This window comes from Pseudomonas sp. GW821-FHT09A09, from assembly GCF_059418405.1.
Window position 1 is genome coordinate 15,355 of record NZ_JBWKPU010000037.1, and the last position, 21,144, is coordinate 36,498.

At 62.3% G+C, this 21,144-nt stretch carries 16 protein-coding genes; 3 read left to right on the forward strand and 13 right to left on the reverse strand.

The genetic code is table 11. The annotated features are described in order from the left end of the window. Positions 1 to 2 precede the first annotated feature (2 nt). From AC07OV_RS25265 to AC07OV_RS25295, 7 genes are all read right to left on the reverse strand, one after another. Complete coding sequence (locus AC07OV_RS25265) at positions 3 to 878, reverse strand: SMP-30/gluconolactonase/LRE family protein (RefSeq protein WP_494996388.1); 876 nt, start codon at positions 876 to 878, stop codon at positions 3 to 5. A gap of 3 nt (positions 879 to 881) precedes the next feature. Beyond that, positions 882 to 1,706 carry an NAD-dependent epimerase/dehydratase family protein gene (locus tag AC07OV_RS25270; RefSeq protein WP_495093205.1) on the reverse strand — a complete coding sequence of 275 codons (825 nt, stop codon included), beginning with the start codon at positions 1,704 to 1,706 and terminating at the stop codon, positions 882 to 884. A gap of 179 nt (positions 1,707 to 1,885) precedes the next feature. Then, complete coding sequence (locus AC07OV_RS25275; protein ID WP_494996390.1) at positions 1,886 to 3,148, reverse strand: OprD family porin; 1,263 nt, start codon at positions 3,146 to 3,148, stop codon at positions 1,886 to 1,888. A 638-nt stretch (positions 3,149 to 3,786) separates the two neighbouring features. Beyond that, positions 3,787 to 4,644, reverse strand: coding sequence for a copper homeostasis membrane protein CopD (gene copD, locus AC07OV_RS25280; protein ID WP_495093206.1), 858 nt, complete (start codon positions 4,642 to 4,644; stop codon positions 3,787 to 3,789). 3 nt (positions 4,645 to 4,647) lie between these two features. After that, complete coding sequence (copC, locus tag AC07OV_RS25285; protein ID WP_176998918.1) at positions 4,648 to 5,013, reverse strand: copper homeostasis periplasmic binding protein CopC; 366 nt, start codon at positions 5,011 to 5,013, stop codon at positions 4,648 to 4,650. Continuing rightward, positions 5,007 to 5,474, reverse strand: coding sequence for a GNAT family N-acetyltransferase (locus AC07OV_RS25290; RefSeq protein ID WP_176998917.1), 468 nt, complete (start codon positions 5,472 to 5,474; stop codon positions 5,007 to 5,009). The genes copC and AC07OV_RS25290 overlap by 7 nt, the downstream gene beginning before the upstream one ends. 95 nt (positions 5,475 to 5,569) lie before the next feature. Further along, positions 5,570 to 6,433 carry a diguanylate cyclase domain-containing protein gene (locus AC07OV_RS25295; RefSeq protein ID WP_494996392.1) on the reverse strand — a complete coding sequence of 288 codons (864 nt, stop codon included), beginning with the start codon at positions 6,431 to 6,433 and terminating at the stop codon, positions 5,570 to 5,572. 238 nt (positions 6,434 to 6,671) lie between these two features. On the opposite strand from AC07OV_RS25295, the gene AC07OV_RS25300 reads away from it, so the two are divergent. After that, positions 6,672 to 7,292, forward strand: a complete 621-nt coding sequence (locus AC07OV_RS25300; protein WP_025854871.1) for a TetR/AcrR family transcriptional regulator — start codon at positions 6,672 to 6,674, stop codon at positions 7,290 to 7,292. A gap of 104 nt (positions 7,293 to 7,396) precedes the next feature. Here the strand turns inward: AC07OV_RS25300 and preA are convergent, their stop codons facing one another. From preA to hydA, 3 genes are all read right to left on the reverse strand, one after another. Then, positions 7,397 to 8,671 carry an NAD-dependent dihydropyrimidine dehydrogenase subunit PreA gene (gene preA / locus AC07OV_RS25305; protein ID WP_494996393.1) on the reverse strand — a complete coding sequence of 425 codons (1,275 nt, stop codon included), beginning with the start codon at positions 8,669 to 8,671 and terminating at the stop codon, positions 7,397 to 7,399. Then, the gene (locus AC07OV_RS25310; protein ID WP_176998914.1) at positions 8,671 to 10,038 is read right to left on the reverse strand and encodes an NAD(P)-dependent oxidoreductase; all 1,368 of its coding nucleotides are present in this window, start codon (positions 10,036 to 10,038) and stop codon (positions 8,671 to 8,673) included. Before AC07OV_RS25310 ends, preA begins: the two co-directional genes overlap by 1 nt. Before the next feature lie 168 nt (positions 10,039 to 10,206). Then, positions 10,207 to 11,646 carry a dihydropyrimidinase gene (hydA, locus tag AC07OV_RS25315; RefSeq protein WP_176998913.1) on the reverse strand — a complete coding sequence of 480 codons (1,440 nt, stop codon included), beginning with the start codon at positions 11,644 to 11,646 and terminating at the stop codon, positions 10,207 to 10,209. Between the two features lie 590 nt (positions 11,647 to 12,236). Between hydA and AC07OV_RS25320 the strand changes: the two genes are divergently transcribed. Further along, the gene (locus tag AC07OV_RS25320) at positions 12,237 to 13,724 is read left to right on the forward strand and encodes an NCS1 family nucleobase:cation symporter-1 (protein ID WP_495093207.1); all 1,488 of its coding nucleotides are present in this window, start codon (positions 12,237 to 12,239) and stop codon (positions 13,722 to 13,724) included. 130 nt (positions 13,725 to 13,854) lie between these two features. Further along, positions 13,855 to 15,138 (forward strand): Zn-dependent hydrolase, encoded by a 1,284-nt coding sequence (locus AC07OV_RS25325; protein ID WP_494996395.1) that lies wholly within the window; start codon positions 13,855 to 13,857, stop codon positions 15,136 to 15,138. A gap of 116 nt (positions 15,139 to 15,254) precedes the next feature. On the opposite strand, the gene AC07OV_RS25330 is transcribed toward AC07OV_RS25325, so the two are convergent. From AC07OV_RS25330 to AC07OV_RS25340, 3 genes are read right to left on the reverse strand one after another with little or no spacing between them, the layout of a single operon-like run. Further along, positions 15,255 to 16,673: an efflux transporter outer membrane subunit gene (locus tag AC07OV_RS25330; protein WP_494996396.1), complete on the reverse strand. Its 1,419-nt coding sequence runs from the start codon at positions 16,671 to 16,673 to the stop codon at positions 15,255 to 15,257. Then, entirely contained in the window at positions 16,657 to 17,826 is a 1,170-nt protein-coding gene (locus AC07OV_RS25335) for an efflux RND transporter periplasmic adaptor subunit (RefSeq protein ID WP_494996397.1), read from the reverse strand. Before AC07OV_RS25335 ends, AC07OV_RS25330 begins: the two co-directional genes overlap by 17 nt. Continuing rightward, positions 17,816 to 21,037 carry an efflux RND transporter permease subunit gene (locus tag AC07OV_RS25340; RefSeq protein ID WP_494996398.1) on the reverse strand — a complete coding sequence of 1,074 codons (3,222 nt, stop codon included), beginning with the start codon at positions 21,035 to 21,037 and terminating at the stop codon, positions 17,816 to 17,818. Before AC07OV_RS25340 ends, AC07OV_RS25335 begins: the two co-directional genes overlap by 11 nt. Between the last annotated feature and the right edge of the window lie 107 nt (positions 21,038 to 21,144).

The following is a 21,144-nucleotide window of genomic DNA, read 5'->3' on the forward strand; positions in this document are numbered from 1 at the left end:
ACCTAAAGCGCGAAGGTCGGTTCTGGCAGGCCTTGCACGCCGGGGTTGAGGGCGAATACGCCGCCGGACACGGACTGTTCGCTCTGATCATCACGGATCGAGGTGACGAACAGGGTATCCAGTCGGCTGCCACCAAAGGCGCACATGGTAGGTTTCTTTACCGGCACTGCCAGGGAACGGTCGAGGCGACCGTCAGGGGTGAAGCGGTGAATCAGCCCGGCGTCATTGGCACAGATCCAGTAGCAACCCTCGGCGTCGACCGCCGCACCGTCAGGGCGACCGGGGTATGCCTGCATGTCCACGAACACGCGGCGGTTGGACGGCGTGCCGGTGTCGATGTCGTAGTCGAATGCCCAGATCTGTTGCACCAGCGGGTGCGAGTCCGACGCGTACAGCGTGCGCCCATCCGGGCTGAACGCCAGGCCGTTGAGGGTGATGAACCCGCCCAGTTGTGCATGGGGTGCGGTGCCGCTGGCATAGCGATACAGGGTGCCTTCGGCCGCGTTCAAGCCCATGTTCAACACCATGCTGCCGGCCCAGAACCGGCCCTGGCGATCACAGCGGCCATCGTTCAGGCGCATGTCGGCGCGCGGGTGCTGCACGTTGGCCAGCAGGGCGGTGTCGAGGCTGCCATCGCTGTGCGGCGTGAGTTGGAAAAAGCCGCTCTCCATCCCGGCCACCCAGTTGCCCGTTTGCGTTCGGGCAATGCAGGCGAGCATCTGCGGGGCTTTCCAGGCGGCGACATGCCCGGTGGCGGCGTTCCAGCGTTGCAGGCCGCCGTGGGGGATGTCCACCCAGTACAGCGCGTTTTCTTCAGGCACCCACACCGGGCATTCGCCCACCGCGTTGCGTGCGTCGACGATCAGTTCTGCACTCATGGCTCAATCGCCGAACGGGCCGGCCGCGCAGAATGCACCGCCCTGGTAGACCTTGGCCGGGTCATCGGCGGCCACCGGTGGCTGGGTTTCAACCTGTGCGCGGAACACTTCGGAGTTGTCCTTGGGGGCATAGCCCAGGTGGGCGGCGTAGCGGTTGTCCCACCAGGTGTCGAGGTTATCCGACATGCCATAGACCACGGTGTGGCCGACGTCTGGCGTATACAGCGCACGTTCGAGCAGTTGGGTAAGGTCATCGAAGCTCAGCCAGGTGTGCATCATGCGGCGGTTCTGTGGTTCCGGGAACGAGGAGCCGATGCGGATGCTCACGGTCTGGATGCCGTAGCGGTCGAAATAGAAGCTGGCCATGTCTTCGCCGTAGGACTTGGAGAGGCCGTAGTAGCTGTCTGGGCGGCGTGGCGAGTGGGCGTCGAGGATTTCGCCTTGCTTGTGAAAACCGATCACATGGTTGGAACTGGCGAAGATCACGCGCTTGACGCCATGGCGGCGGGCGGCTTCGTAAATGTGGAAGATGCCGCTGATGTTGGCGCCGAGGATCTCCTCGAACGGGCGCTCTACCGATACGCCGCCAAAGTGCAGGATCGCGTCGACGCCTTCCACCAGGTGGTGCACGGCCTGTTTGTCGGAGAGGTCGCAGGTTTGCACTTCTTCATGGGCGCCGGCTGCGGGGGCCATGGCGGCGATGTCCGACAGGCGCAGCACCTGGGCATAAGGGCGCAGGCGTTCGCGCAAGACTTTACCCAGGCCGCCGGCAGCGCCGGTGAGCAGCAGGCGATTGAATGGAACGGGTGCAGTAGTCGTGGTGGTCATGGGGGTTCCATTGTTGTTGTAGGTTGTCGTATGACTTTGCCAAAGTATCCTTACGGACCCCTCGGCTTGTCAACACACACACCTCCCTGTAGGAGCTGGCTTGCCAGCGATGGCGGCCCCAGGTCGTGCGATGGGTTCAAGGACGCCATCGCCGGCAAGCCGGCTCCTACAGAAGAGGGTTAGAGCAGAGAGAGTGGGTAGCTGATGAACAGCCGGTTCTCGTCAAATTCATTGTTGCTGAAGTCCCGGCGCAGTGACGAATTCCTCCAGCGCACGTTCAGGTCCTTCAGCGTACCGCTTTGGATGGTATAGGCCAGTTCCGACTCGCGGCCCCATTCCTTGCCATCGGTGATCGCCCCGGTGTGTACGTTACTGCCGCTGATGTAGCGGTTCATCATGGTCAGCCCGGGAATGCCCAGCACCACGAAGTTGAAATCATGGCGCACTTGCCAGGATTTTTCCTTGGCGTTGTCGTAGCTGGCGTTATAGCTGTCGTTGGCCAGCGTGCCGCCGCTGGTGCCGTTGACCTTCATCCACACGCTGTCGCCGGTGAGTTTCTGCAGGCCCACATAAAAGGCGTTGCCCTTGTATTTGGCCGAGAGCAGTGCGGAAAAGGTCTTGTTGTCGAGGTCACCCGCCAGGGCACGTCCATCTTCCTTGCCGGTGAAGTAACCGAGGTTGGCGCCCAGGGTCCAGTCGCCCACTGGCTGGCTGTGGGTCAGGTTGAAATAGCGTTGCTGGTAGATGTCGGAAAGCTCGGCGTACCACACGCCCACCTGGGTGCGCTTGTTATTGAAGCTGTATTCACCGCCGCCAAAGTTGAAGCGGTCCGACGTGAACGCGGCTTTGCCGTTCATGAACAGGTCTTCCATGCTCGCGTCGTTGCGCGGGCTGTTGCCGCGAAACTGCCCGCCGTAGAGGGTCAGGCCGGCGATTTCGTTGGAAGTGACCTGGCCGCCCCGGAAGGTCTGCGGCAGGGAACGGCCGTCATCAGAGCGCAGGATCGGCAGCACCGGCATCCATTCGCCGACTTTCAATTCGGTCTTCGACAGCCGCGTTTTCAGCGCCACGCCCAGGCGCCCGAAGTTGTCCGCTGGGCGCCCGTCATCGTGGATCGGCAACAGTTGCGTGCCACCGGTGCCTTTGCCGCCATCCAGCTTCTGCGAGTACAGGCCCAGCACATCCAGGCCAAAGCCGACAGTGCCCTGTGTGAAGCCGGACCGGGCGTCGAGAATGAAGTTTTGCGTCCACTCCTGGGCCTTGGCCTGGGGGTAGGTAGGGTTGGTGAAGTTGCGATTGAAGTAGGCGTTGCGCAGGTTGAGCGTGGCCGTGGCGTCGTCGATAAAGCCGTCGGCGTGGGTGGTCAGGGGTAGGGTGCAAACCAGGCTGCCAAGACCGAGAAGGCCAATACGCGAGGAGGAATTACGGGCGAATGGACTCACAGTGAAACTCCCTTTTATTTGTTGTTTTTATTATTTGTCGTACGTCGTCGTACAACATTGCGCGGATATTTACGAGGTTTTCACGGGGTGTCAAGCAGAAGTTATACGATGACTATAGCGAGCCTTTCGAAATACGGACACGGTCCATGTGGGAGCTGGCTTGTCGGATCGCCGCACCGCTGCGATGGCCTCAACCGGGTATGCCTGATTCACCGAGTTGCCTGCATCGCCGGCAAGCCAGCTCCTACACGTACCTGCTTTTGACCTAACTACTCAGGTCGGCTACCAGGCCGCCGTGCTCTTGCTTTTGATCTTGATCTTGATCTCAGGCGCCCCGTTAACCACGCTGGCCGAACGCAGGCTTGAATCCGTGGGTAACCCGGCAGGACGGCGGCCCACGGATTCAAGCCGGAGTGAGGGCACACCGAGCCTAGGCGAGGTGCCGAGTGGTGGGGCAAGAGCGCTTTGGTTACTTTCGCGCTTTTCGAAAGTGACCCGCCGTAAGGGCGGAACCAATAGCAGCCGTTACCTAAGTAACGGATAAGCTCTCGATCCTAGTCGCCAGCCATACCGCCTTCGCAGGCAAGCCGAACCGTCGCCCCGCAGCTCCCACAGTGATGACATTTCAACGTGAATTTTTAACCCGCCATGACCATCGGCGGCAGGGTACCGAGCAAGGAAACCGCGGCAACCGCGCCAATGCCCAGCGCCCATTCCAGCATCACGCTGGCTTTCAAACTGCCCACGCGCTCCTCGCAGCGTTCGATGCGCAGACGATTGAGCAACGCCAGGGCAAGCATCCCCAACACCAGCATCACCTTGATCAGCAGAATCAAGGCGAAACCACTGAACAACGGCGTCGGCCACAGTTGCCCAGTCAGCACGCGCACATTGATCAGCCCGGTCACCAGCAACCCGACGACCAGGCCATACCCCACGCCGCTGAAGCGCCGCAGGATCGGCTCCAGCCTATGACCCTGCGGTTGGCGCAGGACCAACACCAGCACCAGCAAGCCACCCAACCACGTGCCAACACACGCCAGGTGCACCACCTGGTTGAGGATCAACAGTTGCCCGCTGAGCCCATCGAGCATGGCGCCGTGCCCCACCGGTGCCAGCGTCACCAGCAGCAGGGCGATCAACGGCAGGCGCAGCGCGAGCCAGGGTTTAATCAGCGCCAGCACCAGCAGCAGGTTGAACAACAGGTGCCAGGCCCACACCTGGCCAAAGAAGGTTTTACCCAACACCAACTGCACGGTGGCGGGTTGCAAGGCCGCGTCCCAACTGCCCGCCATGCTGGCAGTGATCAACAGTAGCCACGCTACGCCAGAGAACAACCCGACCCAGGCCAGGGTGCGGGTGATGCGCAGCAGTTGCCGGTCCAGTGCCGGTAGCGGTTCAGCGCCGAGCAGCCAGGGCCTGAAGACACAGGCCCCGAACATCAGCAACACGACGATGAAATGCAGGAAGCGACACAGCACCAGCAGGGTCGCCATGGGTTATTGGCCGACCTTGAAGCTGTATTCACCGTTGCTCTTGTGGGTGTCGACCGACACCGCATTCCACACCACTTTGTAGTTGCCGGCTGCCAGCGGGGCGGCCGGTGTGACCACCAGGACTTTCTTGTCGGCGTCCGGCGTTTCCAGGCCCTTGATGGCGATTTCGGTGCCGTCCTTGCTCAGGGACACCTTGGTGAACGTGGCTTCGACGCCTTCGCTGAAGGTCAGGCGCAGGTCGGCTGGTGCCGCGACAGTGCTGTCGGCGGCGGGGGTGGAACTCTTGAGGTGGGCGTGGGCGAACGCTGCCGAGGCCCCCAGCAGGGAGGCGAGCAGCGCGACAGCGGTGAGGGTTTTCTTGATCAGCATGGTTCAGTACCTTCAGGTGAGGGCGTCGGTAACGCCAAGTGCAGCAAGGGAAAGGGCTTGCCTTCGCCATCCAGCGGCGAACGCGCGACCTGGGTAAAACCATAGTGCAGGTAGAACCCCACGGCCTGGGGGTTCTGTTCGTTGACGTCCACCGTCAGGGTGTCGTGGCGGGCGCGGGCGTGGTCCAGCAGTTGGCGGCCAACCCCTTGGCCACGGCGCGCAGGCTCGATGAAGAGCATCTCCACATTGTGCCCACCGGTGCCGATAAAACCGGCGACGCCGGCGCTGTCTTCATACACCCACACGTCGAGGGCGGGCATGGGCAGGTAGGTATCACGCACCAGAGGCAGCAGACGTTGAATGTCATCCTCGGGGAGGAAGTCATGGGTGGCCCGCACCGAGCGCTCCCACAGTGCTCCCAGCACTGGGTCGTCGGCGGCCACGCGAGGTCGAATAGTCATGGCATTGATCCTTCATTGGGATCGCGATCCTAACCAATCCGATTTCCAGGGGAAAGGCTCGCACAGGAAGTTTCACCTGGCGTGCACGCGGCTCTTCACTCCGCCGCAAGCCTGCGCCGTTTCGTCTGGTACATGTCACCGTCTGCATGGCTGAGCAGCGTATCGGCGTCCTCACCGTCCGCTGGATAAAACGCCACGCCGATGCTGCAGGACGGCATCTTGATCCCTTCGAAGCCTGCGCCCAACGGCTCTGCCATGACCGCGAGGATCTGAGTCACTTTCGCGTAAACGGCGTCCTGGGACTGGATATCCGTCAGCAGCACCGTGAACTCGTCCCCGCCCATCCGCGCCACCAGGTCGCCCTCACGCACACAGCGCTCCAGTCGTCGTGCAATCACGCAGAGCACGCGGTCGCCCACGCCATGGCCATGCACGTCGTTGATGCCCTTGAAGTCATTGACGTCCAGAAACAGCAACGCCAGGGTGCTGTTCTGCCGCTGCGCGGCCTGCAGGGCCGAGTCCAGCCCGTCGTTGAACAGCGAGCGGTTGGTGAGCGCGGTCAGCGGGTCGTGATGGGCGAGGAAACGCAGTTCCTCCTCGGCCTGGGTGAGGGCCGTGACGTCCCGTGCAACGCCGATCCGCGCACCCACCTCTTCGGACCAGAAGGCCGCCCACAGGATGTGCACGACACCGCCATCCTTGCGGATATAGCGGTTGCGGAAGTCGACGTGGGGCTTGCCGTTCATGACCCGCACGATCGAAGCGCGGGTGCGCGCCAGGTCTTCAGGGTGCATGTAGTCGGTGATGAGCGTGCCGGTCAACTCGTCGGCGCGATAGCCGAGCAGCGTTTCACAGGCATCGCTGACAAAAACGATTTGGTTGTTGCTTTCGACCACGAAGACCGTGTCCAGCATCAGGTGGATCAATTTTGGATAGAGGGTGTGCAGGTCGACGGCCATAGGTCAGGGGTCCGGTTCAGATGTACCGATCATAGCCCGATCACGCAGCCGGACGCCGAGGAAAACTGCAGCCTTTGCGCCGCGAAAGCCGACCTGTCGATCAACGGCATGTCCGGTCAATCGGCTGAGTAAGCCGAAGTTGAGGCGGCAGGTGTGTGGCCTAATGTGTCTGTTCGTGATGTGATGGCGCACGTGCCGTTTGAAGCGTCCATAGACAGTGAGTGGGTTTGCAGCCTTTATGGGTAATCACAAGATCGGAATTCGTCGAGTCAACGTCGAGAAAATCCTGCTGGCGGCGGAGAAAATCTTCGCCGAAAAAGGCTATGGCAGCACCGCCATGGCCGACATTGCCGAAGAAGTGCAACTGCCGCGCTCCAACCTGCATTACTACTTCACCACCAAGAGCGAGCTGTACAGTGCGGTGCTGTTCGACCTGCTGGAAGTGTGGAAGCAGGATGCCCTGAGTTTCGAAACCTTCGATGACCCACGGGTGGTGCTCAGCAGTTACATCCGCGCCAAGATGCAGCGTTCGCGCACGCGGCCGTATGGATCCAAAGTGTGGGCCAACGAGATCATCCATGGTGCACCGACGCTCGGTGAGGCGCTGGATGAAAGCCTGTATGACTGGGCCAAGATGAAGGAAGCGAAGATTCGCCAGTGGGTGGAGGACAAGCGCATCCTGCCGGTGGAGCCGTCGAGCCTGCTGTATATGATCTGGGCATCGACCCAGCACTATGCCGACTTCGATCACCAGGTGAAGATCCTGAATGACCACCAGCCGTTGTCGGACATGCAGTTTGAGAAGGCGATACAGACGGTGACGAGTGTGATTTTGCGGGGGATTGGGTTGGAGCCTTGATTTTTGTGTGAGGGCTGATGGCCCTATCGCCGGCAAGCCGGCTCCTACAGTTGGAACGCAATCCCCTGTAGGAGCCGGCTTGCCGGCGATAGCGGTCTACAGAACTACACCGCCTCCCGGTAGGGATTCCTCGGATCCTGCGTCCAATTCAAAAACGGCTTGCCGGTGTCCATCGGCACCATCTCGATACAGTCCGCCACCGGGCAGGTGATCTGGCACAGGTTGCAGCCCACGCACTCTTCATCGATCACCTCATATTTATGCGTGCCATCCGCTAATTTCACGCTCTCGATGGCCTGGTGCGAAGTGTCCTCACAGGCGATATGGCAACGCCCACAGCCAATACAGGCCTCCTGGTCGATCTTGGCGATCACCTGGTAGTTGATATCCAGGTACTTCCAGTCCGTGGTATTGCCCACCGCCCGCCCGGAGAATTCCTGCAGGTTCTTGTAACCCTGACTGTCCATCCACCGCGACAGCCCATCCTTCATCTCCTCGACAATCCGGAACCCATGCAGCATCGCCGCCGTGCACACCTGCACCGCGCCGCAGCCCAGTGCGACGAACTCGGCCGCATCGCGCCAGTTGCCGATGCCGCCAATGCCGCAGATCGGCAGGCCCTGGGTCTGCGGGTCGCGGGCGATTTCGGCAACCATGTTCAGCGCGATCGGCTTGACCGCCGAGCCGCAATAGCCGCCATGGGTGCTCTGGGTGCCGACCACCGGCAGGGCGACCATGCGTTCCAGGTCGACGCTGGTGATGGAGTTGATGGTGTTGATCAGCGACACCGCATCCGCGCCGCCGCGATACGCCGCCCGCGCCGCCACGCGGATGTCGGTGATGTTCGGCGTGAGCTTGACGATCACCGGCAGTGAACAATAGGTCTTGCACCAGCGCGTCACCTGTTCCACATACTCCGGCACCTGGCCGACCGCCGCGCCCATGCCGCGTTCGGGCATGCCATGGGGGCAACCGAAGTTCAGCTCGATGCCATCGCAGCCAGTGGCTTCCACCAGGGGCAGGATGCTTTTCCACGACTCCTCTACGCACGGCACCATCAGCGACACGATCAGCGCACGGTCTGGCCAATCCTTTTTCACCTGGGTGATTTCCCGCAGGTTGATCTCCAGGGAGCGGTCGGTGATCAACTCGATGTTGTTGATGCCCAGCACTTCACGGTTGGCGCCGTAGTGGGCCGAGTAGCGTGACGACACGTTGACCGCCGCCGGGTCTTCACCGAGGGTTTTCCACACCACGCCGCCCCAGCCGGCTTCGAAGGCGCGGACCACGTTGTAGGCCTTGTCGGTGGGCGGCGCAGAGGCCAGCCAGAAGGGGTTGGGGGCTTTGATACCGGCGAACACAATCGAGAGATCGGCCATTACGCAGCCTCCACATTCAGCATGAGTTGGGCGTGCATGGCCTCGGCGGCCAGCTTGCCGTGTTGCACCGCCTGCACGGTGAGGTCCTGGCCGAGGCTGACGCAATCGCCCCCGGCGTACACCCCTGGAACGCTGGTTTGCAGGTGTTCATCGACGAAAATCCGTTCGCCCACCCGATGCAGTTGTTGGGCCAACGGATCGTGCAGTGCCGCGCTGTCGAAGCCCTGGCCGATGGCCTTGAAGATGGCATCGGCGGCCAACTCGAAGGTTTCGCCGGTGGGGTGCAGGCGACCGTTTTCCATGCGCGTGCGCAAGAAGCGCATGCCGCGCACCTGGCCCCTGTCATCCAGCAACACTTCTTCTGGCTGGGCCCAGGTCAGCAGGCGTACCTGGTTGGCCTTGGCGATGTCCTGCTCATGGTGGGTGGCGCCCATGTCCGCCAGGCCACGGCGGTACACGAGGTTGACGTCGCGAGCACCGAGGCGGGCCATTTGCACAGCCATGTCGATGGCGGTATTACCGGCGCCGAGCACGATGCAGCGGTCGGCCAGGGGCAGTTGAGTGAGGTCATCGGCCTGGCGCAGTTCACGGATGTAGTCGGTGGCGGCGAGCAGGCCGGGCGCGTCTTCATGGGGCAGGCCGAGTTGTTTGCTCGCGGCCAGGCCGAGGCCGAGGAACACCGCGTCGAATTGCTGGTGCAGTTCGCTCAAGGTGAGGTTGTCGCCCAGGCGTTGGCCGTGGCGAATCTCGATGCCGCCGATCTGCAGCAGGAAATCCAGCTCCTTCTGGGCGAAGTCATCCACCAGCTTGTACTTGGCGATCCCGTATTCATTCAGGCCACCGGCTTTTTCCCGGGCTTCGAAGATCACCACGTCATGGCCGTGCAACGCACTGCGGTGGGCACAGGCCAGGCCTGCAGGCCCGGCGCCGACTACGGCGATGCGCTTGCCGGTCGAGGCGGCGCGATGAAACGGATGCTCGGTGAAGTGTGCGTTGTCCACCGCGTAGCGCTGCAACAAGCCGATCAGCACCGGCGCGCATTCTTCGGCGTTGTTACGCACACAGGCTTGCTGGCAGAGGATTTCGGTGGGGCACACCCGCGCACAACTGCCGCCGAGGATGTTGGCCGAGAGGATCTTCTGCGCGGCGCCTTGGACGTTTTCGGTGTGGATGTTGCGGATGAACGATGGGATGTCGATCTCGCTGGGGCACGCGTTCACGCACGGCGCGTCGTAGCAATACAGGCAGCGCGAGGCTTCCAGTTGGGCCTGGCGCGCGTTGAGTGGCGGAGCCAGGTCGGTGAAGTGGCTGGCGAGTGTTGCCCCGTCTTCATGGGGATGGGGGAGGTGAGTCAGGGTCTGGATCACGGGTTTGGCCTCACGGTGATTGAGGTGCTGCCTCTGATGGGCATTGGTTTTTGTGTTGCCTGTGCTGGCCTCATCGCAGGCAAGCCAGCTCCCACAGTTGATCGGGTTCACATATTTTTATTTGTGAATACAGTCAGTGTGGGAGCTGGCTTGCCTGCGAAGGCGGCTTCAGCGTTTCACAGCCGTGGGCCTGGAATGCTCAGCCCGCTTGCTCAACTGCTCAAACACCGCCGGATACGCCGGCCGCTCCACATACCGCCCGGCCCCGCGTTCAGCACGCAAGTCACCGTCGGCCCACACCAGCTTGCCCTGGCTAATGGTGTGGCTCGGCACGCCGCGCACGGTCTTGCCTTCGAAGATGTTGAAGTCGACTTGCTGGTGGTGGGTCTTGGCGGAAATGGTCCGCGTACCCTCGGGGTCCCACAGCACCAGGTCGGCATCGGCGCCGACGCGGATCGCGCCTTTGCGGGGGTAGAGGTTGAAGATCTTGGCGGTGTTGGTGGAGGTCAGGGCGACGAACTCCTGCATCGACAAGCGACCGCTGTTGACGCCTTCATCCCACAGCACCGCCATGCGGTCTTCGATACCTGCCGTGCCGTTGGGGATCTTGCTGAAGTCGTCACGGCCTGCGGCTTTTTGTTCGGCGCAGAAGCAGCAGTGGTCGGTGGCGGTGGTGTGCAGGTTGCCCGATTGCAGGCCATGCCACAGCGCTTCCTGGTGCCCACGCGGGCGGAAGGGCGGGCTCATCACGTAGCCGGCGGCGGTCTGCCAGTCGGGGTGCTGGTACACGCTGTCGTCCAGCAGCAGGTGGCCGGCGAGCACTTCGCCATAGACCGGCTGGCCTTTGCTGCGGGCGTAAGTGATCTCGTCGAGGGCTTCCTTGGTCGACACATGCACCAGGTACAGCGGGGTGCCGATGGTCTCGGCAATGCGGATCGCCCGGCTGGCCGCTTCGCCCTCAACTTGCGAGGGACGCGACAACGGGTGTGCTTCCGGCCCGGTGATGCCCTGGGCCATCAGCTTGCGCTGCAGGTGATACACCAGCTCGCCGTTTTCGGCATGCACGGTGGGCACGGCGCCCAGTTCCAGGCAGCGCTCGAAGCTCGCCACCAGGGTGTCGTCGGCCGCCATGATCGCGTTCTTGTAGGCCATGAAATGCTTGAAGCTGTTGATGCCGTGGTGGCTGACCAGCTCGGCCATTTCTTCGCGCACCTGCTCGCTCCACCAGGTGATTGCCACGTGAAAGCCGTAGTCGGAGGCGGACTTTTGCGCCCAGCCGCGCCACTGATGAAACGCCTCCAGCAAGGACTGCTGCGGGTTGGGAATCACAAAGTCGATGATCGAGGTGGTGCCACCGGCCAGGCCAGCGGCGGTGCCGCTGAAAAAATCTTCACTGGCCACGGTGCCCATGAAGGGCAGTTGCATGTGGGTGTGGGGATCGATGCCGCCCGGCATCAAGTATTGGCCGCTGCCATCGAGTACTTCAGTGCCGGCGGGAATATCCAGGTTCGTGCCAATGGCCCGAATTAGACCGCCTGCGCATAAAACATCGGCGCGGTAACTTTCATCATGGGTAATAACGGTAGCGCCACGGATCAACAGCGACATGTCGAGTTCCTCACAGGCTTGACCGGCTTGTGCCAGTTCTAAGTGTTGTAATGCTGCTTACCGATGGTCGGTTAATTCCTGTCATCGGTGACAGGAATAGAAACTAGCCCGAGTTTTTAGATTGGGCAAGAAGATTTTTTATAAGCTTATATCGTATTTAAAGTATTGATTTATAAGGTTTAAAAACGATTTTCACCAAAATGAAGCGCCGTCTCACCATTTTGACGCACTTGACAGGTTCTTAAATTGAGCAACATTTCTTATTGCAAATCAGACGCTTGAGACATGCCACTTGACGGGCATGGGAAATAAAAATAATTGTGTTGCACCAGATTGAGTCCTGACAGTTCGAATAACTTGCGCGTTATCTAGCCTGAGTCACGCAGCAAGTACCCAGGGCCTAATCGGAAAGCTGATAAACATCAGTACGTTATATAAGCGGTGCGGTTTCGGTAACGGTTGTCGGCACGGTTATTGAGTGCAGTGGCGGCTGGCCGGGCCCGTGATGTCATGTTGTTTACGAGGTACTCCGGCCACCCGGCGTGATGCGTTGGGTGAGCAAAAATAATTCGAAAAACCGTGGAGCGGCCATGCAACAGAACAGATCGCAAGTCATTGAGCGCAACGGCCTGTACGAACTCGACGCCGGCCCCGACGTCCTCGACAGCCCTCGCTACAACCACGACATGGCACCGACCAAGGTGCATGAACGAACCTGGAACAAATGGCACATCACCGCCCTGTGGGTGGGTATGTCGATCTGCGTGCCCACCTACACCTTGGGCGGGGTGCTCACGGCGTATTTCGGGTTGTCGGTGGGCGAGGCGCTGATGGCGATCTTGCTCGCGAACATCGTGGTGCTGATCCCGCTGACCCTCAACGCCTTCCCCGGCACCAAGTACGGCATTCCGTTCCCGGTGTTGTTGCGGTCCTCCTTTGGCATCCTCGGCTCCAACGTGCCGTGCCTGATCCGCGCGCTGGTGGCCTGTGGCTGGTTCGGCATCCAGACGATGTTCGGCGGGCTGGCGATCCACCTGTTCCTGGGTTCGATCTTCGAGGGCTGGAAGTCCCTCGGCGGCACGGGTGAGGTGATCGGCTTCATGATCTTCTGGACGCTGAACCTGTGGGTGGTGCTGCGCGGCGCCGAGTCGATCAAGCGCCTGGAAACCCTCTCGGCACCGTTGCTGGTGGCGGTGGGCATCGGCCTGCTGGTGTGGGCGATGCCCAATGTGTCGATCAGCGAGTTGATGGCGATCCCGCCCAAGCGCCCCGAAGGCGCGAGCCTCACCGGTTACTTCATGGCCGGCCTTACCGCGATGGTGGGCTTCTGGGCCACCCTGTCGCTGAATATTCCGGACTTCAGCCGCTACGCCAAAAGCCAGAAGGACCAGATCCTCGGGCAGATTTTTGGCCTGCCGCTGACCATGTTCCTGTTCGCCGCCCTCGGCGTGATCATGACCGCCGCCTCGGTGAAACTGGTGGGCGTGAGCGTGTCTGACCCAGTGACCCTGATCGGGCATATCCAGAGCCCGGTGTGGGTAGCCATTGCCATGGCGCTGATCATCATCGCCACCTTGTCCACCAACACCGCGGCGAACATCGTCTCGCCCACCAACGACTTCCAGAACATCGCGCCGAAGCTGATCAACCGCACCACGGCGGTGATCCTCACCGGGCTGGTGGGGCTGGCGCTGATGGGCCATGAGCTGCTGAAAAAGCTTGGGCTGATCGTGTCCGATGTGAGCCTGGAGACGGTGTATTCCAACTGGTTGCTGGGCTACTCCAGCCTGCTGGGGCCTATCGCCGGGATCATGGTGGTGGACTATTTCATCACCCGCAAACAGCAACTGGACCTGGCCGGTTTGTACCGCGATGACGTGTACCCGGCGTGGAACTGGAGCGGCTTCATTGCCTTCGGCGTGCCGGTGGTACTGACGCTGTTGTCCCTGGGCAGCGATGCGTTCAGCTGGTTCTACAGCTATGGCTGGTTCACCGGCTCGGCGTTGGGCGGCTTGATGTATTACGGCCTGAATGCCAAGCGAGCGGCCCGGTCACTGGCCCTGAAAACCCCCACCTGACCTGTAGGAGCCGGCTTGCCGGCGATAGCAATCTGAAGAGGTGCGCCGCAGCCACTGGCCTCATCGCCGGCAAGCTGGCTCCTGCAAAAATGTGCATGACGCACTATAAAAACAGCCTGAGGAGATCCCTATGAACGCTGCCCTCGACGTTCTGCAATCCACCCATCAGCTCATCAACCGCGACCGTTTGTGGCAGTCCCTGATGGACCTGGCCAAGCTCGGTGCCACGCCCAAGGGCGGCGTGTGTCGCCTGGCCCTGACCGACCTCGATCGCAAGGCCCGCGACCTGTTCGTGCAATGGTGCGAAGCGGCGGGCTGCACGGTCACCGTCGACGGAATCGGCAATATTTTTGCCCGCCGCCCCGGGCGCAACCCCAACCTGCCACCTGTGATGACCGGCAGCCACATCGACACCCAGCCCACCGGAGGCAAGTTCGACGGCTGCTTCGGCGTGCTGGCCGGCGTCGAAGTGCTGCGCACCCTCAACGACCTCAACGTGGAAACCGAAGCGCCGCTGGAAGTGGTGGTGTGGACCAATGAAGAGGGCTCGCGCTTCCCGCCGTGCATGATGGGTTCGGGGGTGTTTGCCGAAAAATTCACCCTGGCCGATACCCTGGCCAAGGTCGATGCCGACGGCGTCAGCGTGGGTGATGCGTTGAATGCGATTGGCTATGCGGGAACGCGTGCCGTCAGCGGGCACAAAGTCGGTGCTTATTTTGAAGCGCACATTGAGCAAGGCCCGATCCTTGAGGATGAACAGAAAACCATCGGCGTGGTACTGGGGGCGCTGGGCCAGAAGTGGTTCGACCTGAAACTGCGCGGCGTGGAAGCCCACGCGGGACCTACCCCGATGCACCTGCGCAAGGATGCCCTGGTGGGCGCCGCTGCGGTGGTCGCGGCGGTGAATGCGGCGGCGTTGGGGCATCAGCCGCATGCGTGCGGCACCGTGGGGTGCCTGCAGGCGTATCCGGGGTCGCGCAATGTCATCCCTGGCGAAGTGCGCATGACTTTGGATTTCCGTCATCTGGAACCCGCACGTTTGGACTCGATGATTGCCCAGGTGCGCAAGGTGATCGATGAGACCTGCGCCAAACATGGCCTGAGTTTTGAGATGGAGCCCACGGCCGACTTCCCGCCGTTGTACTTCGACAAAGGCTGCGTGAATGCGGTGCGCGATGCGGCGAATGGGCTGGGACTGTCGAACATGGACATCGTCAGCGGGGCAGGGCATGACGCGATCTTCGTCGCCGAGCTCGGCCCGGCCGGGATGATTTTTGTGCCGTGTGAGGGGGGCATCAGCCATAACGAAATCGAGAACGCCGCCCCGGATGACCTGGCAGCGGGGTGTGCGGTGTTGTTGCGGGCGATGGTTGCTGCGTCTGCCGCGATTGCCAGCGGCAAGCTCGCTGCCTGAATCACCACCCAATGTAGGAGCCGGCTTGCCGGCGATAGCGGAGTGTCAGGCAAAGCAATGCTGCCTGGTTTATCGCCATCGCCGGCAAGCCGGCTCCTACAGGTGATTACGGGGTGTCAGGAGGAGGGTTGCCAGCCGCCCCCCAGCGCTGTGACTAAGCCGACGCTGGCTTGCAACTGCCGCGTCTGCACCGCCTGCAACGTGCGCTGTGCCTGCAACGCGGCGGTCTGCGCGGTCACCACATCCAGGTAACTCACCGCCCCCGCCTGATAGCTGTTCATCGCCAGCGCCTGGGTATGCTGCGCCGCATCCGCCGCGGCTTGTTCATCCTGGGCTTCCTGCTGCAAATCCCGCAGTTGCGCCAGGTTATCTTCCACCTCGCGGATGGCTTTCAACACGTGGCTGCGGTACTGCGCCGAGGCCTCTTCGAATTCGGCCTTGGCCTGACGCTCATTGGCGCTCAAACGGCCGCCATCGAAGATCGGTAAATTGACCAACGGCCCTAGCGCCCAATAACGATTACCCGCCGAAAACAGGTTGCCGACCCCTTGGGTCTGCCCGCCAATCAACCCGGTGAGGCTGAAGTCCGGGTACCAGGCCGCCTTAGCCACGCCGATGTTGGCGTTGGCGGCAAACACCCGGCGTTCAGCCGCAGCAATATCCGGGCGCCGTTGCAGCAGGTGGCTCGGCAGCTGCGATGGAATGCCGGGCAACGCGATCAATTGCTGGCTCGGCGGCAGTGTGAAGGTGCTCGCGGCTACCCCCACCAGCTCGCCAATCGCATGCTCGGTGAGGTTGCGCTGGCCGCGTACTTCATCCAGCTGGGCCTTGGCTTCGGCCAGCTGGTTTTGCGCGCGGGTCAGGTCCAGCTCCGAGGCAATCTGGCCTTCGTAGCGGCTGCGGGTCAGTTGCAACGCCTGGCTGAAATCGTCCAGCGAGCTGTTGAGAATCCGCGCCTGGGCATCCAGGCCGTTGAGCTGCACGTACAAGGTCGCCAACTGATGCTGCAGGCTTAAGCGCGCCACGGCCAGGTCATCGCCAGACGCTTGTGCCTGGGCGTCGCCGGCCGCAACCTGGTTGCGGATCTTGCCCCACAGGTCCAAGTCATAGCTCAACGAAAAACCGGCGGTGTTGCTGTTGTACACCGACGGCTGCGTGCTGCCACGCAACGGTCGCGTGTCCGATTGCCGCTGGCGCAGGGGTTGTGCGCTGGCGGTGATCTGCGGGAACAAGCCGGCATGCAGCTGACTGGCATAGGCCTGGGACGCATCAAAGTGCGCCAACGCTGCGGCCAGGTCCGGGTTGGCCTTGAGCAGTTGTTGTTGCAGCTCGCTCAGACGCGGGTCGTTGTAAAGCTTCCACCATTCGGGCGCCAACTGGTCGGACGGCTGCGCGCTGTGCCACGGGCCATCGCTGGTCTGTTCGCGATAGCCGGCGGGCAGGTCCACGCTTGGCACCTTGTACGTGGGCGCCATTGAGCAGCCTTGCAACGCCAGCAGCATCAAGGCCGCGAGGGGCTTAAGCCTTGGGCGCATGCGCACCTCCGGAGGCGTCGGCCAGTTGTACCGGGTCACCTTCGCGCAGGGCATCGGGCGGGTTGTCGACGATGCGGTCGGCGGGCTTGAGGCCCTGGTCGATCACCAGGCGTTCGCCGAGGTCGAGGCCGATGTGGATGTTTTGCAGGTGCACGTGGTTCTGCGCGTCCAGCACCGCCACTTGGGTGCCTTGGGCGCGGAAGATCAACGCGCTGGCCGGGATGCTCACGCCGTGGGTGTCGGCCGGGATCGGCAGCGTGGCTTCGGCGTAGTCTCCGGGCAGCAATTCACCGTTGGGGTTATCGGCCACAAACTGCGCGAGCAGGGTGCCGGAACGCCGGTCGATGGCGGTGGAGTCGCCGATCAGGCGCGCCTTGAAATGCTCTCCCGGGTGCTCGGGCACGGTCAGCTCGGCTTCCAGACCCGGGTGGATAACCGCCGCATAGTTCTGCGGCACCGGCACGTACAGGCGCAGTTGATGGGTGTCGGCGATGTTGAACAGCTCCGGGTCGCTGTCGGTATCGGCCTTGATCAACTGGCCAATATCGGTGTTGCGCGCAGTTATGGTGCCAGCGAATGGGGCGCGGATGGTCTTGTAGCTTTCCAGTGCCGACAGCCGTGCATAGTCGGCAGCGGCGGCTTCGGCGTTGGCTTTGGCCGCCGCAGCGTTGGAGGTTTTTTCATCGGCCTCCTGGCGCGACACTGAATGGCTGGCCAACAGATTTTGCCAGCGCGTGGCGGTGGTCTCCGCCAGGCGCGCATTGGCTTGCTCCTGCATCAGTCGGGCGTGGGTTTGCGCCAGTTGCTGGTCCAGGTCTGGGCTGTCGATCTCGGCGAGGATTTGCCCGGCTTTGACTTGGGTGCCGATGTCGGCTTTCCAGTCCTTGAGGTAGCCACTGACCCGGGCATGAATCGGCGCTTTGCTCCAGGCCTCCAGGTGCGCCGGCAAGCGCAGCGTGTCACCGGCAGCGTTTTGCTTGGGCTGGAACACCATCACTTGGGGGATGGCGGCGGTTTCCGTCCAGGCGGTCACCGATTGTTCGTGCATCGTGCGGGCGTGCAGGCCGTTGGCGACCAACAGGGCGGCCAGAGTCAGGCCGCCGACACCCATGAGCATCAGACGCTTGCGCGAGGGTTTGTGATCAGACGACATGTGAAGTTTCTCCAGCAACAGCGCGAGTAGGATGACGCCCGTGGACCAGGCTGAAGACCACGGGAACAAACAGCAGGGTGGCGACGGTGGCGAAGATCAAGCCACCGATCACCGCCCGGCCGAGGGGGGCGTTTTGTTCTTGGGAAATCGCCAGTGGCAGCATGCCGATGATCATGGCCAGGGCGGTCATGCACACCGGGCGAAAGCGTGTGTAGCCGGCTTCCATCGCGGCCTTGAGTGCATCGCCATGTTCGGCCAGGCGCTCACGGCAGAAGCTCACCACCAGGATCGAGTTGGCCGTGGCCACGCCCATGCACAGGATGGCCCCGGTGAGGGCCGGCACTGACAACGACGTGCCGCTGAGGAACAACATCCACACGATGCCGGCCAATGCGGCGGGCAGTGCGGTGATGATCACAAACGGGTCGGCCCAGGACTGGAAGTTGACCACGATCAGCAGGTAGATCAGCACCACCGCGCCGAGCAGGCCAAAGCTCAGGCCGCTGAAGGCTTCATGCAATGCATCGATCTGCCCGTGCAGGCTGATCACCGCGCCTTTGGGGCGCATGGAGGCGGTGTCATCCAGCACTTTTTGCACGTCGCGGGCGACGCCGCCCAAGTCACGCCCTTGCACGTTGGCGTACAGGTCCAGGGTCGGTTCGATGTTGTAGTGGGTCACCACCGCCGGGCTCTGCACCCGCGAGATGGTGGCCACGCCGCCGAGGATTTGCGACTGGCCATCGGCACCGGTTACCGGCAAAGCTTCCAGGGTCGGCAGGCTGTCGAGACGGTATTGCGGGGTGGCGGCGACGATTGAGTACGACACGCCGTTGGCCGGGTTGAGCCAGAAGGTCGGTGCCACCTGGGAGCTGCCGGCGAGGGACGCGACCATGCTGTTGGTCACGTCACGCTCGGTGATGCCCAGGCCATTGGCGCGCATGCGGTCCACGTTGACTTGCAGCGATGGGTAGCCGGTGGACTGCTGGATGCGCAGGTCGGCGATGCCCGGTACGTGTTGCAGGCGGCGTTCCAGTTCCACCGCGTAGGCGCGGTTTTCTTCATCGCTGCGCCCGGAGATTTTCACGTCCAGCGGGGCCGGTGCGCCGAAGTTGAGGATCTGGCTGCTGATGTCGGCGGGCAGGAAGGCGAAGTGGCTGCCGGGGAAGCTTTCGGGCAGGGCTTCGCGCAGTTTCTTCACGTAGTCGGCAGTCGGCGCATGGTCCTTTTTCAAGGTGACCTGGATGTCGCCATCCTGCGGGCCGATGGTGCCGCTGCTGCTGTAGGCCATGTCGATGCCGCTGAGGGGAATGCCGATGTTATCGACAATGGTGTCGAGTTCTTCGGCCGGGATCACTTCGCGGATCCGCGCTTCAATGCGGTCGAAGGCGGCCGCGCTTTCTTCGATGCGCGTGCCCAGTGGCAGGCGCACGTGCAGGGCGAGGGCGCCGGCGTCGGTGGCCGGGAAGAAGTCCTGGCCCAGGCTTGGCAGCAACAGGAACGAGGCGAGTACGCAGGCCAGGAACCCGACGATGAAGCGCTTGCGATGGCCCAGCGCCAAGGTCAGCAGACCGTGGTAGGTGTCGCGGATATTCGAGAAGTGGCGTTCGAAACCCTGCTGGAAATTCAGCACCGCTTGCAGCACGGCATTGCGCGGTTTGGTGTGCTGCTCACCTTCGTGGTGGTTGATGAACTCATCTTCCGGGTGATGCCCCGGCCCTTGCTCCGGCACATGGGGCTTGAGCAGGAACATCGCCAGGGTCGGCACCAGCGTACGCGACAGGATGAACGAACTGGCCATGGCAAAGATCACCGCCAGGGCCATCGGCCGGAACAGGTAGCCGGCGATGCCTTGCAGCAGGAACATCGGCACGAACACGATGCAGATGCACAGCAGCGAGACGAATGCCGGGCCGACGATTTGCGCGGCGCCGTCGAGGATTGCGGTTTTCACCGCCTTGCCTTGTTCCAGGTGCCAGTTGATGTTTTCGATGGTCACCGTGGCGTCGTCCACCAGAATCCCCACCGCCAGCGCCAGCCCACCGAGGGTCATGACGTTGAGGGTTTGCCCGGTGGCGGCCAGCAGGGCGATGGCCGAGAGCACGGCCAGGGGAATCGAGGCGGCGATGATCAGCGTCGACCGCCAGCTGCCGAGGAACAGCAGGATCATCGCACTGGTCAGCAGGGCGGCGATGATGCCTTCCTGGGCCACGCTGCCCACCGACTCTTTGACGAACACCGAGGCGTCACCCAGCAGCGAGGTCTTCAACGACGGTGGCAGGGTTTCGTTGATGCGCGGCAGCATCTGGCGGATGCCGTCGATGATCGACAGGGTGGAGATGCTGCCGTTTTTCAGCGCCGGCATCAGCACGGCGCGGTGGCCGTCGACGCGCACGATGTTGGTCTGCGGTGGCGAACCGTCGCGCACGTGGGCCACCTGGCCGATGGTGATCAGCGCACCGTCGACGGTCTTGATCGGCAGGTCGTTGAGTTCATCAATCGCCTTGGGGCTGTTGTTGAGCAGGATCGTGTATTCGTTGGGGCCGAGCTTGGCGGTGCCCACCGGGATGATCTGGTTCTGCAGCGCGAGCGCGTTGCCCACGTCCTGGGCCGACAAACCTTTGGCCGCGAGCGCCTGCGGGTCGAGGTCCAGCGTGATCTGGCGTTGCTTGCCGCCCATGGGCGTGGGCATGGCCAGGCCGGGCAGGGCGCTCAGGGGCAGGCGGATGTTGTTCTGCACCAGGTCGCGGATCTTGGCCTCCGAGAGGCTGGGGCTGGAGAACGCCAGTTGCAGGATCGGCACCGTGGAAGCGCTGTAGTTGAGGATCAGCGGTGGCGTGATGCCCGGTGGCATTTGCTTGAGGACGGTTTGTGAAACGGCCGTCACTTGGGCGTTGGCGGTGCGGATGTCCACGCCCGGTTGGAAAAAGATCTTGACGATGCCCATGCCGGGCAGCGATTGCGATTCGATGTGTTCGATGTCGTTGACGGTGGTGCTCAGGGAGCGTTCGTAGGTGTAGATCACCCGACCGGCCATGGCGTCCGGCGACAGGCCGTTGTACTGCCAGACCACGGCGACCACGGGGATGCCGATATCGGGGAAAACATCCGTAGGGGTTCGCAGGGCCGCCATCGGCCCGATGATGCAGATGAATATGGCCAACACGATAAACGTGTACGGCTTTTGCAGTGCGGTCTTTACCAGCCCGAGCATGCGTGAACCTCCATTGGAGCAGGATTGCAAACCCCGGCAGTCTTGCCCGACCCACCTAACACGCGCCTTTCAGCGAGGTGAAGGAACATTTAGTTAAGGGCTGAAGA